11 protein-coding genes are annotated in these 13,171 nt (G+C 57.8%); 8 read left to right on the top strand and 3 right to left on the bottom strand.

Features of this window, described 5'->3' with window-relative positions; translation table 11 throughout:
• Positions 1 to 49 precede the first annotated feature (49 nt).
• Both LCM31_RS05105 and LCM31_RS05100 read left to right on the top strand, forming a co-directional pair.
• A complete protein-coding gene (locus LCM31_RS05105; protein ID WP_224868672.1) occupies positions 50 to 1,828 on the top strand; it encodes an acyl-CoA dehydrogenase C-terminal domain-containing protein in 1,779 nt (592 codons plus the stop codon).
• A 14-nt stretch (positions 1,829 to 1,842) separates the two neighbouring features.
• Positions 1,843 to 2,799, top strand: a complete 957-nt coding sequence (locus tag LCM31_RS05100; protein WP_224868092.1) for an alpha/beta hydrolase — start codon at positions 1,843 to 1,845, stop codon at positions 2,797 to 2,799.
• 39 nt (positions 2,800 to 2,838) lie between these two features.
• Here LCM31_RS05100 and LCM31_RS05095 read toward each other — a convergent pair whose 3' ends face one another.
• Positions 2,839 to 3,672 carry a helix-turn-helix domain-containing protein gene (locus LCM31_RS05095; protein ID WP_222248225.1) on the bottom strand — a complete coding sequence of 278 codons (834 nt, stop codon included), beginning with the start codon at positions 3,670 to 3,672 and terminating at the stop codon, positions 2,839 to 2,841.
• Between the two features lie 185 nt (positions 3,673 to 3,857).
• On the opposite strand from LCM31_RS05095, the gene LCM31_RS05090 reads away from it, so the two are divergent.
• The 4 genes from LCM31_RS05090 to LCM31_RS05075 all read left to right on the top strand — a co-directional run bounded on the left by LCM31_RS05090 (position 3,858) and on the right by LCM31_RS05075 (position 8,379).
• Positions 3,858 to 5,660 (top strand): acyl-CoA dehydrogenase, encoded by a 1,803-nt coding sequence (locus LCM31_RS05090; RefSeq protein WP_224868090.1) that lies wholly within the window; start codon positions 3,858 to 3,860, stop codon positions 5,658 to 5,660.
• A gap of 33 nt (positions 5,661 to 5,693) precedes the next feature.
• Positions 5,694 to 6,152 carry a MaoC family dehydratase gene (locus tag LCM31_RS05085; protein ID WP_224868088.1) on the top strand — a complete coding sequence of 153 codons (459 nt, stop codon included), beginning with the start codon at positions 5,694 to 5,696 and terminating at the stop codon, positions 6,150 to 6,152.
• A gap of 55 nt (positions 6,153 to 6,207) precedes the next feature.
• Entirely contained in the window at positions 6,208 to 7,122 is a 915-nt protein-coding gene (locus tag LCM31_RS05080; protein ID WP_224868086.1) for an SDR family NAD(P)-dependent oxidoreductase, read from the top strand.
• Between the two features lie 75 nt (positions 7,123 to 7,197).
• Positions 7,198 to 8,379, top strand: a complete 1,182-nt coding sequence (locus LCM31_RS05075) for an acetyl-CoA C-acyltransferase (RefSeq protein WP_224868085.1) — start codon at positions 7,198 to 7,200, stop codon at positions 8,377 to 8,379.
• 50 nt (positions 8,380 to 8,429) lie between these two features.
• Here LCM31_RS05075 and LCM31_RS05070 read toward each other — a convergent pair whose 3' ends face one another.
• Together LCM31_RS05070 and LCM31_RS05065 are read right to left on the bottom strand one after the other, a co-directional pair.
• Complete coding sequence (locus LCM31_RS05070) at positions 8,430 to 9,122, bottom strand: aspartate/glutamate racemase family protein (protein WP_224868082.1); 693 nt, start codon at positions 9,120 to 9,122, stop codon at positions 8,430 to 8,432.
• Positions 9,123 to 9,246: 124 nt separating this feature from the next.
• Positions 9,247 to 10,170 (bottom strand): winged helix-turn-helix transcriptional regulator, encoded by a 924-nt coding sequence (locus LCM31_RS05065; protein WP_224868080.1) that lies wholly within the window; start codon positions 10,168 to 10,170, stop codon positions 9,247 to 9,249.
• Positions 10,171 to 10,408: 238 nt separating this feature from the next.
• Here LCM31_RS05065 and LCM31_RS05060 point away from each other — a divergent pair, with 238 nt between their 5' ends.
• Positions 10,409 to 11,872, top strand: a complete 1,464-nt coding sequence (locus LCM31_RS05060) for a carotenoid oxygenase family protein (protein WP_224868078.1) — start codon at positions 10,409 to 10,411, stop codon at positions 11,870 to 11,872.
• 55 nt (positions 11,873 to 11,927) lie between these two features.
• Positions 11,928 to 13,160: an acetyl-CoA acetyltransferase gene (locus LCM31_RS05055; RefSeq protein ID WP_224868076.1), complete on the top strand. Its 1,233-nt coding sequence runs from the start codon at positions 11,928 to 11,930 to the stop codon at positions 13,158 to 13,160.
• Positions 13,161 to 13,171 lie beyond the last annotated feature (11 nt).

The raw sequence follows: 13,171 nt of genomic DNA, 5'->3' as shown, positions 1-13,171 counted from the left end.
TGATTGAAAATCGCAGGTATTTTCCTTGGCTAACAGATGTGAGAACGCCATGCCCTTTAAAGCACCCATCCGCGACGTCCAGTTTCTCGCGGACAAGCTACTTAACGCGCAGCAACACTACGCAAGTCTCGCAGGTGGCGAGCCACTGGATTGCGAACTGCGCAACGCCATTCTCGAGGAGGCGGCGCGCTTTAGTGAAGAGGTGCTTTACCCATTGAATCGCAATGGCGATGAACAGGGCTGCCTGTGGAATGAGGATGGGGTAAAAACACCCGACGGTTTTGCCGACGCCTATCGGCAATATATTGATGGTGGTTGGCCGGGCCTCAGCATGCCCACCGCTTTTGGGGGGCAGGCGTTGCCAAAGTCCCTCGACTTTATGGTGTCCGAATGCTTGAGTCAGGCGAACCATGCGTGGGCAATGTATCCTGGTTTGAGTGCAGGTTGTCGTGGAACGCTGTTGGCCCATGGCACAGAGTCCCAGCAAGCAATCTATTTGCCTAAACTGACCAGTGGCGCCTGGACAGGCACTATGTGCCTGACCGAGCCTCAATGCGGCAGTGACCTTAGTTTCTTACGCACCCGCGCGGAAGCACGGGAAGACGGCTCTTATTCCATCAGTGGTACCAAAATCTTTATCAGCGCCGGCGAACACGATCTCAGTGAAAATATTGTTCATCTGGTACTAGCGCGACTGCCCGACGCCCCCGCGGGAACTCGCGGTATTTCGTTGTTTATTGTCCCCAAGTTTTTACCCGACCCACAAGGCGAACCTGGCGCACGCAATGCGGTCCAGTGCGGCTCGCTCGAACACAAAATGGGCATTCATGGAAACGCCACATGCGTGATGAATTTTGACGGTGCTCAGGGCTTTCTCATTGGTGAGCCGCACCGTGGGCTATTGGCCATGTTTACCTTTATGAATTCTGCGCGACTGGGCGTTGCGCTGGAAGGTCTTGCCCATGGCGAAGTCGCGCTGCAGGGTGCGCTCAGCTATGCGACTGAACGCGAAGCCGGGCGTGCGTTATCCGGCGCAAAAGCGCCAACGCGCCCGGCGGACAGACTGGTCGTACACCCGGATGTGCGGCGCATGCTGTTGACTATCCGTGCGCTGACTGAAGGTAGCCGTGCATTGCTGCACAGTCTCGGGCAGCTGGTAGACATCGAACTGGGTACTGATGCCGAGGCAGCGGCTGAAGCTGCCAGTTTGCTCGCATTTTATACGCCAATCGCCAAAGGCTTCATGACCGAAATGGGCATCGAATGCGCGAATATCGGCATGCAGGTCTACGGAGGCCACGGCTACATCCGCGAGTGGGGAATGGAACAAAACCTGCGCGATGCACGCATCACTACCATGTATGAGGGCACTACTGGTATTCAGGCACTGGACCTCCTGGCACGCAAGGTGCTACGCGACCAAGGGGCCTCACTGGAGACGGTCATTGTCCGCATTCGTGCCGACATGGAAGACATGGAGGCAGATTACGCCCAACGTCTTTCTGCGCGCCTTGAAGAATGGCAGGCGATCACCGCGACACTATTCAATTCCGTCAGTGAGAATATTGACGAGCTTGGCGCTGCGTCGGTGGATTATCTGATGTACTCCGGCTATGTGTTGCTGGGCTGGCAATGGGGGCGCATGGCCAGTGTGTCCGAAGTACGGGAAGGTGCGGATGCTTTCTATCGTGCCAAGGCCGTGACGGCACGCTTTTATTTCGACAAAATACTGCCACGCTGCAGCAGCCTGGCGGAACAGATGCGCGCCGGTGCAGACAGTCTGATGGCGCTGGACGATATGGACTTTGACGTCCTCGCGGGTCGATAACCGGGTGCAACAGAATGAGCCCGACCGAGCGGCAACTAGCTGAAGACATACGTGGGTTTCTTCAGCTGGTGGAGAGCCTGGAACGTCCGGCACTGACTGACGTTGGTGCCGAAGTGGCGCGCACAGCCGTCAAGACAATGACGCCAGACGATGGCGGTGTACGTCGCTGCCAATCGGAGGACATGGTTTTAGACGTGGCGGGCGGCCAGATACCCCTGCGGATCTACCGGCCGCGAAACCCGCGTGGGGTACTGGTCTTTTTGCATGGCGGAGGTTGGGTGCTATGTGATCTCGATACCCACGATGAATTCGCAGATCAGTTGGCGCACAGCACCCAGCACGTAGTGGTATCCGTTGGCTATCGTCTGGCTCCGGAACACCCGTATCCGATTCCATTGGACGATGCCTATGCTGCGCTTTGCTGGGCTGGCGCCAACGTGGAAGCGCTTGCCCCGGGGTGTTCACAGGTTGCAATTGCCGGTGACAGCGCCGGGGGTAATCTCGCCATTGCGTGCAGCCTTAAGGCCCGCGATCAAGGTGGTCCTCGTATTCGTCACCAATTGTTGCTCTATCCGGTCACGGATATCAGCAGTCTGGAAACACCGTCGTACTCTGCTTTTGCCGATGGCTATTATTTGCGTAAGTCCGATATGGCGTGGTTTGCCCAGCAATATGTCCCCGATACTGGCAGTACCAGAGACCCTTATGTGTCACCGTTGTGCGCAGTAAATCTTCAGGGCTTACCACCGACCTATCTGATCACCGCAGGCTTCGATGTGCTGCGGGACGAAGGCACAGAATTTGCCGCAAAGCTGAAACATGCCGGGGTACCCGTTCATTATGTCTGTTACCCGGAGATGATTCATGGATTCCTGACGCTGGCGAGCAACATCCCGTCCGCCCGCACTGCCACTGAGAGGGTATTAAGGGAGGCCGCACTGGAGCTGTGTTCACAGCAGGTGTCAGCGTAAATCTGTGTGGGTGCTCCGAAACGCCTCGATTGCTTGTTGTTAATAAAACAGCAGAGGGTGTGAGAGATCGCTATCCAGTGCGTCGCCTAGGTCGAGCGCTTCATCTTCCGGATAGAGCGTGTTAATCGCCAAGCGCGGTTCCGACACGTACGATGCGGGGCCCACTGCACCGACGTTCAGGCTGACATTGAAAAGACTCAGAAGTTTGCCCTTGTAGCGTTGCTGAACACGGTAACTGGCCATGGGCTCGAGCTGTGAAGCAATCTGGGCCCAGTCGTCCGGCACACCGGGATGTGCTGCGAGTTCACGCACCATCCCGTGGTAGACGGGATCATCGGTCAATAGAGCCTCCTGCTGGGCATACATCAAGATCATGGCCAACTTATGCCGCCAGGATTCTTGCGCCGCACCTTCCGACGGACGCCGGAACAAAAACTCGAAATGATTTTTTACCTCGACCAGCTCCTCAGCGCTAACCACCTCTTTGTAGAAGGCCACCCAGCTGCGGTTCACCATCAACAAGCGGCCGTAGCGATCCATGAGCACTGCTGGGTAGGGGTCCATCGCCTTCAGTGAAAACAGGGTAGCCTTGCGCAGCCAATTGAACTCTGGCGCTTCGAAGTCAACGGCCTGGCTGCGCGCGAGATATCCTGCTGCCAGTCGCAGGTAGCTACTGTCCCGCTCTCCGAGCTGCAACGATTGGGCAATCGCCTCAACCAGCGCTTCACTGGGGCGCGCCTTGCCATTCTCCAGAAAGCTGATATGCCGGGTTGAGGATTGTAGATTGAGCGCCAGCGCTTCCTGGCTCATACCGCGCACCTTGCGCCAGAACCGCAATAGATGCCCAAACGCCGGATAGGCTGTATCGCTCATATTCCCGCCTTAACAAACAGCGCCACGGCAACGTATGCCGCGGGGCTCTCGAACGTGACCTGGCCCAAACTTGACCTGAGAGGTAATGGCCGAGTCTATCAACTGGGTCAACAATACCCAACCGCCCGCAAGCTGGGTGGAAGAATTCCGATAACCGCCAATGCTCAATAAATATTAGGTGACCCATGGCAGCCCAAGCACTTAGTGAACGCGATCTGGCATTCATGCTGTATGAACTCTTTGATGCAGAATCTCTCACGGCCCGTGCGCGCTACGCGGACCACAGTCGCGAGACATTTGACGCAGCTATCGAGACCGGCAAGACGGTTGCGCTGAAACATTTCCTGCCAATCCGCCAGAAGGTCGATACCAACGAGCCGACCTTTGACGGCAAAAAAGTGCACCTGATTCCTGAAATCAAGCCTGCGCTGGATGCGGTGATTGAGGCTGGACTCGCCGCGCCCTCCAGCGATTTTGATAGTGGTGGTATGCAGTTGCCACCGATTGTCACCAGTGCGGCTCAGGCGCACCTTTTTGCTGTGGCGAGCACAACACTGGGATACATCTCCCTGACCGATGCCAATGCCAATTTGATTGAAGCTCATGGTTCCAAAGAGCAAATCGACACCTGGGTGCGCCCCATGCGCGAAGGGCGTTTTATGGGCACCATGGCGATGACCGAGCCCGGCGCCGGTTCCGGGCTTGCCGACCTCACTACTACTGCTACCCGCGAAGCGGATGGCAGCTATCGGCTGACCGGTAACAAGATTTTTATTTCCGGTGGTGATCACGAGCTCAGTGAAAATATCGTGCACCTGGTACTCGCGCGGGTTAAGGGAGCGCCCAAGGGCGTGAAGGGCATCTCCCTGTTTATCGTGCCCAAATTCCTGCTCAACGAAGACGGCAGTATTGGCGAGCGCAACGACGTGGCCCTCGCTGGCCTATTCCATAAAATGGGTGGTCGCGGACATACCTCCACCGCGCTGAGTTTTGGCGAAAACGGTGGTGCCAATGCCTATCTGGTGGGTGAAGAAAACAAGGGACTGATGTATATGTTCCACATGATGAACGAGGCGCGCATCATGGTGGGCACCGGTGCAGCCCTCACGGCGCTGACCGGCTACCAGTATTCCCTCGACTACGCGCGTGAACGTCCCCAGGGGCGGTTACTCGGCAACAAGGACCCGGAATCCCCCCCCATCCCGATCATCGAGCACGCGGATGTGCGTCGCATGCTGCTCACACAAAAGGCCTATGCCGAAGGCGCCTATGCATTGTGCCTGCTCGGCTGCCAGCTTGCCGACGACGAAAAAACGGCAGAAACCGAAGAAGCCCGCTCGCAGGCGCACACCCTGCTGGATTTCCTGACCCCGATTATCAAAACCTGGCCGTCGGAATACGGCCCCAAAGCCAACAACCTGGCGATCCAGGTGATGGGCGGTCACGGCTATATCAATGAGCATCCGGTGGAAATGTTTTACCGGGATAACCGCCTGAATCCGATTCATGAAGGCACCACCGGTATTCAGTCCCTCGACCTGCTCGGGCGCAAGGTGCCGATGAATAACTTCGCCGGCTATCAGGCAATACTCAATGAAATGCAGGGCACTATCGACAAAGCCCGCGATACGGAATTGAGTCTGTTTGCTGGGCAATTAGGCGCTGCGCTAACCGAGTTGCAGCAGACTACGACTAGCGTGCTCGGTGCAACCGCCGAGAAAAATATCGACCTCGTTTTTTCCAATTCGGTCAGTTATCTGGAGATGTTCGGACATATCGTGGTCGCATGGATCTGGTTGCGCCAGGGGCTCGCCGCAGATGCGGGACTCCAGGCTAATCCGCATAAAGATGACGAGCACTTTTACCGCGGAAAGCTACAGGCAATGCAGTATTTCTTCCGCTCAGAACTCCCGAAAATTTACCACTGGTCGAAACTGGTGCGCGATATCGACGCTACCAGTTTTGAGATGAAGCCAGATTGGTTTTAAACAAAAAAGCCAGTTATCAATCCAGGAAATAGCATGACCACCGTTACCAAAGAAGTGCTGTTGCAACACGTCGGTACCGAGCTGAAAACAACAGACTGGTTTGCCGTAAATCAGCAACAAATTGACCTCTTCGCCGAGGCGACTCTGGACCACCAGTTTATTCATGTCGATCCCGAGCGCGCGGCACAAACGCCATTTGGCTCGACCATCGCACACGGTTTCTTATCGCTGTCGATGCTGTCCCATTTTGCAGAGACCTTTGGCCTTGCCATCGAAGGCGCTTACATGGGTATTAACTATGGCTTTGACAAGGTGCGTTTTATCGCGCCGGTGAAAGTCGATAGCCGGATTCGCGCCCATGCGAAGCTTGCCAGTGCGGAAGAAAAAAATCCTGGCCAGTTCATGCTGAAGTTTGATGTAACCGTGGAAATTGAGGGTGAAGAGAAACCTGCACTCAAGGCAGAGTGGCTGACCATGCAAATGGTTGCATGAATGCAACCATTCACAGTGAAAACTGACAATACAATTATTCCAAGTGAGAAAAACAATGACAGTACGTTTTGACGGCCAGGTGGCCATCGTAACCGGCGCCGGTAATGGTCTTGGTAAATCCCATGCGTTGGCACTGGCCGCACGTGGCGCGAAAGTTGTAGTCAATGATCTGGGTGGCGCCCGCGACGGCAGCGGTGCGTCTTCAGCGGCGGCGCAGGCAGTAGTGCGGGAAATTGAGGCCAACGGTGGTGAAGCCATCGCGCACGGTGCCAACGTAGCCAAGTTTGACGAGGTGCAGGACATGGTGCAGCAGGCCATGGACAAGTGGGGCCGCGTCGACATCCTGATTAATAACGCCGGTATCCTGCGCGATAAATCCTTCGCCAAAATGGAATTGAGCGATTTCCAGATGGTGATGGATGTGCATGTGATGGGCTCGGTGAACTGCACCAAGGCGGTGTGGGACATTATGCGCGCGCAGAATTACGGTCGCATAGTGATGACCACTTCTTCCAGCGGTATGTATGGCAACTTTGGCCAGTCCAACTACGGCGCCGCCAAAATGGCAGTGCTAGGGTTTATGAATACCCTGGTGCTCGAGGGCGCGAAATACGATATCCGCGTGAATGCGCTGGCGCCGACGGCCGGTACCCGCATGACCGAAGATCTGATGCCTCCAGAGATACTCGGTATGCTGACACCGGAATCGGTAACCGCCGGTGCCCTCACCCTGTGTCATAAGGAAGCCCCCAACCGCTTTATTCTATGCGCCGGTGCGGGTGGTTATGCCAGTACGCGCCTGTTTGAAACGGCGGGCACCTTTATCCCCGCGGAGGCACAAACCCCCGAGGCAGTGCTCGAAAGCTGGGACAAAATTTGCGAACAAAGTGCACAGGGTGAACTCGCTTCGGGCGCGGGACAAACGGAAAAATTCCTCACTATGGCGATGGCCAGCATTCAGCCGGCCTGATTTGGCCCCAGTAATTTCAACCTATCTGCCGCATCCACGCATACGTGTGGGTGCAGGCTCGAAGAGCGTTTATCTATGAAAGAAGCGGTTATTGTCTCAGCTGCGCGCACGCCCATTGGTCGCGCTTATCGCGGTGCGTTTAATAATCTGGAAAGCCCGTCGCTTGCGTCCCATGCGGTAACCGCCGCGGTCGCGCGTGCGGGTATTGATCCCGCAGAAGTTGACGACTGTATTTTCGGTGCGGCGCTGCAACAGGGCAGTCAGGGTGCCAACCTTGCCCGCCAGGTTGCCCTGGCCGCAGACCTGCCGGTAAGCGTCAGCGGCATGACCATTGATCGCCAGTGCGCTTCGGGCCTCATGTCGATAGCCACCGCGGCCAAGCAGATCGTCGTCGATGGTGCGCCGGTGGTTGTTGCCGGGGGCTGTGAGTCCATCAGCTTGGTGCAAAACGAGCATATGAACCTGCACCGTGCGGCAGATCCGGCGGTACTGGCAAAAGCGCCGGCTATTTACATGCCGATGTTGGATACCGCCGAGGTTGTCGCCAAGCGCTATAACATTTCCCGGGATGCTCAGGACGAATACGCGCTGGAATCCCAGCGCCGTACCGCGGCGGCCCAGGAGGCCGGTAAATTCGATGATGAAATTGTTCCGGTGACGGCGACCAAACTGGTGGCCAATAAGGAAACTGGCGATATCAGCGAACAGGAAGTGACGCTGGCCAAGGATGAGGGCAACCGGCCGGGTACCACCCTTGAGGGCCTAAACAGCCTGAATGCAGTGCGCGAGAACGGTGTGATAACAGCGGGCAATGCCTCGCAATTGTCCGACGGCGCTGCTGCGGTAGTGATGATGGATGGCAAGCTTGCCGAACAGCGCAATCTGCAGCCGCTCGGCGTCTACCGCGGTATGGCCGTGGCCGGTTGTGAGCCCGATGAAATGGGAATTGGGCCGGTATTCGCGATTCCCAAGCTGCTAAAGCGCACCGGCCTGAAAATGGACGATATTGGTTTGTGGGAACTGAACGAGGCGTTCGCGGTGCAGGTGATTTATTGCCGCGATCAGCTGGGCATTCCCGCTGACCGACTCAATGTAAACGGTGGCGCCATCTCCATTGGTCACCCTTACGGCATGAGTGGTAACCGCATGACCATGCATGCGCTTATCGAAGGCAAGCGTCGCGGTGTGAAATATGTCGTCGTCACCATGTGTGTTGGCGGTGGTATGGGTGCCGCGGCCCTGTTTGAAGTCCTTTAATCTGAGTGCGGCAAGGCGTCTATCGCCTAGCTGCCATTTGCGCCAAGGGTTCAGGCCGCTTCCAGTGCCTGTGCCTTGAGCAGAGCCAGCATGCGCTCCGACGGCAGGAACAGTTTGATGCCGTCGCAGTGCTTGAGTAGCTCGGTGTAGAAGTAGTCAAAGTGGGTGCAGCCGAGGATCAGGATCTGCACCCCGCTTTTCACCAGTGCCGCCGCCAGGTCATCCAGCGCGTGCTGCTGCACCAGTTCCGCCGGTGATACCCCGTCTTCGATATCTTCCACAATCTGCAGGTTGCCGATGCCGATGACCTTGGCACTGCGGTTGCGCAACAGGATTTCCCGCTCGATGTTGGCGCAGCTCTGGCAGTTGGCGGCGAGCAGGCCGAAGTTGCGATAGCGCTGGGTCAATTCCGCGTACACATCCAGCGGTGACACCACCGGGATCGCGACGGTGCTGCGCACGGTATCCAGGTCCACGGCGCCAGACAGCGAGTTGCAGTAGATCATTGCCGCCGCGGCGCCCTGCTGCTGCAGGGACTCAATCGCATCAATCAGTTTCTGGGTGAGGGCGCCCCGTTCCAGCGCCTGCAGCTGGGTCTGCGCTTGCGGTGAGGCGGACAGGGAGATGCCCAGGCCCGCTACCTGGCGGGCGGCGAGAAAGTCGAGCCCAAAACGGGTATCCGTGGCGGTGCCAGCAACCACACCGATGGAATACTCATCATTGTAAATGTCATTTCGGAGCACATCTCACCTCGAATCTGTTCGAAATTGCGGATGTGCATATTTATCCACAAGTGGCGCGGTCAGTCGAGGTAAATCCGCATTGTGGATGACTGGTAAGGCCTGGCTGGTATCGGCCAATCGGTGCTCAGCTGGTCTCTGACCGGGTTACGTCCCGCGGCCAGGGTTTTTGTCCGCATTCACCGCAGATCACATCGATCACCAGCGGCTGCCCGCAGCCCTTGTGCCGCAAGGCCAGCGGCCGCTGATCTGGGGGCAAACGCTGCTCCGCCCACTGTCGCATCACCATGACCAACGGGTACAGGTCCCTGCCCCGTGGGGCCAGACGGTACTCGTAGCGGGGCGGATTCTGCTGATAGCGGATGCGCTCCAGCACGTCGGCTTCCACCAAGAAGCGCAGGCGCTGGGTCAGGATGTTCGAGGCGATGGAGAGATGTCGGGCGTAGTCGTCGTAGCGGCGCACCCCGAAAAAGGCGGCAATCAGGATCAGCAGGGTCCAGCGGTCGCCGATCAGATTGCTCACCGTGGCGAGGTCGCGGTCACTGCCCGTCGCCGGCTCGGCGCGCACACGGCGCTGCCCGCCGATGGAGCGCAGCTCTTCAAACTGTGGCTCTAGCCCCGCTGCGGGCAGGTCCCAGTCGACGGAATCCAGCGTGACTTCTTCGGCGCAGGCGCGGCACTGGGCGCGGGGGTGCAGTGGGCTCCCACACACACTGTGGCGCAACCGCGCGGGCAGTTGTTCGCCGTGGGCCCAGCGGGATTCCCACTGCCACGCCAGCAGTGATGCACCGAACAGTTCCTGCCCCGTGGCCGTGAGTCGGTATTCGACCCGCGAACCGGTGCCGTAGGCCTTGCGATACAGCACGTCTGCGTCAACCAGTGCAGCAAGGCGACGTGTCAGCGTTGCGCGGCTGGCGCCGGTGTGTGCGCGAATCTCTTCAAAGCGGCGCCGCCCCAGAAACGCATCCCGCAGGATCAGCAGCGACCAGCGGTCCCCGATTACATCCAGCCCGCCGGCGATGGCGCGGTTAATCAATAATCCCGAATTCATGGCGCGATATTAGCGCATCCCGCCGTTGTGGCGTATTCCCCGTAATCAGTCTTTTAGTGCTGGTGATCCTATCCGATCACTGACGCCTAAATTGGCATCCAATTCTCTATCTAAATGCATACTTGATCGAATCCGGCCGATCTGTTTTTATTATTAGTATCATAATGCAAGTTACTATTTACCTGTTACTTAGACGTAGCCTAGACATAACCCTATTGAGGCCCTGAGCACTACCGGTATGGATATCAAATATAAGAACACCGTCCCCAGTACCCTCCAGCCCAGCATGCACCCCTACCTGAACGGTGCCTGGACCCCGAACTTCACCGAATTTACCGCGACGGACCTCCAGGTGATCGGTGAGATACCGCGGGATATCGACGGGGTGTATATCCGCAATACGGAAAATCAGGTGCACGAGGCGATCGGTGTCTACCACCCGTTCGATGGCGATGGCATGTTGCACGCCATGAGCTTCCGCGATGGCAAGGTCGAGTACCGCAACCGCTTCGTGCGCACCAAGGGGTTCGAAGCCGAGCAGGAAGCTGGCGAATCTCTGTGGGCGGGGATTGCCAACAGCGTGCACAAATCCAAGCGACCGGGCTGGGGCGCGCAAGGCGCGGTCAAGGACGCCTCCTCCACGGATGTGGTGGTGCATGCGGGCAAGGTACTGTCGACCTTCTGGCAATGCGGCGATGGCTACCGTCTCGACCCCTATACCCTGGAGCAGGAGGGTGTTGCCGGCTGGGCGCCGGTCGATGGTATTTCTGCGCATCCCAAGGTGGATGAGCGCACCGGCGAGATGCTGTTCTTCAACTACTCCAAGCATCCGCCCTACCAGCACTACGGTGTGGTGGATAAGCACAACAAGCTGGTGCACTACACCCCGGTGCCCACCCCCGGGCCGCGCCTGCCGCACGATATGGCGTTTACCGAGAACTACTCCATTCTGGTGGACCTGCCGCTGTTCTGGGACGAAAACCTGTTGAAGGACAATATCCACCGCGCCGGTTACCACCCGGACATGCCTACCCGCTTTGCCATTTTGCCGCGCTACGGCAAGGCCGAAGACATCCGCTGGTTTGAGGCGGCGCCCACCTATGTCCTGCATTGGATGAACGCGTATGAGGAGGGCGATGAGATTATTCTCGACGGCTACTTCCAGGACGCGCCGGTGCCGGAACCACTGCCCGGCCTGCCGGAAAAAGTCGGGCGCATGATGGCCGGCATCGATATGCATTCGTTCAAGTCACACCTGCACCGCTGGCGCTTCAACCTGAAAACCGGGGAGACCAAAGAGGAGCGACTCGACGATCGCGTACTGGAATTCGGCATGTTCAACCAGCGCTACGCCGGGCGAAAATCCCGCTACCTGTATTCCGTGTGGGGTGAGCCGGGTTGGTTCCTGTTCTCCGGCATGGTCAAACACGACCTGGAAACAGGCGAAAGCTGGAGCCTGCCATTTGGCGAGCAGCGGTTTGGCAGCGAGTCGCCATTTGCACCGCGGGTAAACGCCAAGGACGAAGACGACGGCTATCTGGTGAGTTTTATCACCGACATGAAAGAAGACCGCTCCGAGTGCGTGTTAATCGATGCGAAGGACATCGAGGCGGGACCGGTGTGCCGCATTATCCTGCCCCACCGGATTTGCAGCGGCACCCACGCTACCTGGGCCGACGGCCCCTCTCTCCGTGGCGATTAAGAAGCGCGGCGATCAATAAGCACAGAAAGTCACAGCTAATTAAGCGGAGAATACCGTGGCCACCAGTCCCATCTATATCCTCGGCGGTGCGCAGAGTGATTTTGCCCGCAACTGGGCGCGCGACGGTTTGTCCCTGTTCGATGGCTTTGCCGAAACCCTAACGGCCGGTTTGGAAAACACCAAACTGGATCCCGCAGAAATTGAAGTGGGCCATGTGGGCAATTTTGTCGGCGAGTTGTTTGCGGGCCAGGCACAGCTGGGAGGCTTCTTTGGTGAGGTGGACCCGGCGCTGCGTTACCTGCCCGCCTCGCGCCACGAGGCCGCCTGTGCATCCGGCTCAATGGCACTGCTCGCGGCCATGGCCGACTTGCGCGCCGGCAATTATCAGCTGGCGGCGGTGGTGGGCATCGAACAGATGCGTAATGTGCCCGGTCACGAGGCCGCGGCCAATCTGGCGCCGGCGGCCTGGAACGGTCGCGAATGGACCGATGCGGAATACCTGTGGCCTTGCGCCTTTGCAGAACTTATCGATATTTATCGCGCGCGCCATGGGCTCGACAAGGCACATCTCGCGGCAATCTCGGAAAAGAATTTTGCCAACGCCAGTGTTAACCCCAGCGCGCAGTCCCGTCGCTGGCAATTTGCCGATAACAGCTTTGCCGAGGATGACAGTGCCAATCCAACCGTGAGCGGCGCCATCCGCCGGCACGATTGCGGGCAGATTACCGACGGTGCCGCGGTGGTTTTTCTTGCGACTGAAGAGCGCGCACAGGAATACGCCCGCGCCCGCGGCCTGCGCCTCGAAGACATACCGCGCATTAAGGGCTGGGGACATATCAATGCGCCCATGCTGTTTTCCAACAAACTTAAACTGCAGAACCCACAGGGTGTTTTATTCCCCCATGTGCAGCAGCTGTTTGAGCAAACCCTCGCTCGTGCCGGCATGCACAGCGTGCGCGATGTGGACGGGCTGGAAGTGCACGACTGTTTCAATATCACCGAATACATGATTCTGGATCACTGCGGGCTTGTGCCACCCGGCCAAATCCACCGCCTGATCGAGGAAGAAACTTTTGCGCGAAATGGCGCACTGCCGGTCAATGCCAGCGGCGGCCTGATTGGTCTCGGTCACCCGGTGGGTGCAACCGGTGTGCGTATGGCCCTGGATGGTTTCCGCCAGGTGATTGGTACCGCTGGCGAAAACCAGATCGCCAATGCCAAAAATCTGATGACGTTTAACCTCGGCGGCAGCACCACCACCTGTGCCAGCCTGATTATCGGCCGCTAACTAAAAAACCA

Source organism: Microbulbifer agarilyticus (genome assembly GCF_020171345.1).
GTDB classification, from domain to species: Bacteria; Pseudomonadota; Gammaproteobacteria; order Pseudomonadales; family Cellvibrionaceae; genus Microbulbifer; species Microbulbifer agarilyticus_D.
This window is presented reverse-complemented; position numbering and strand designations above follow the sequence as displayed.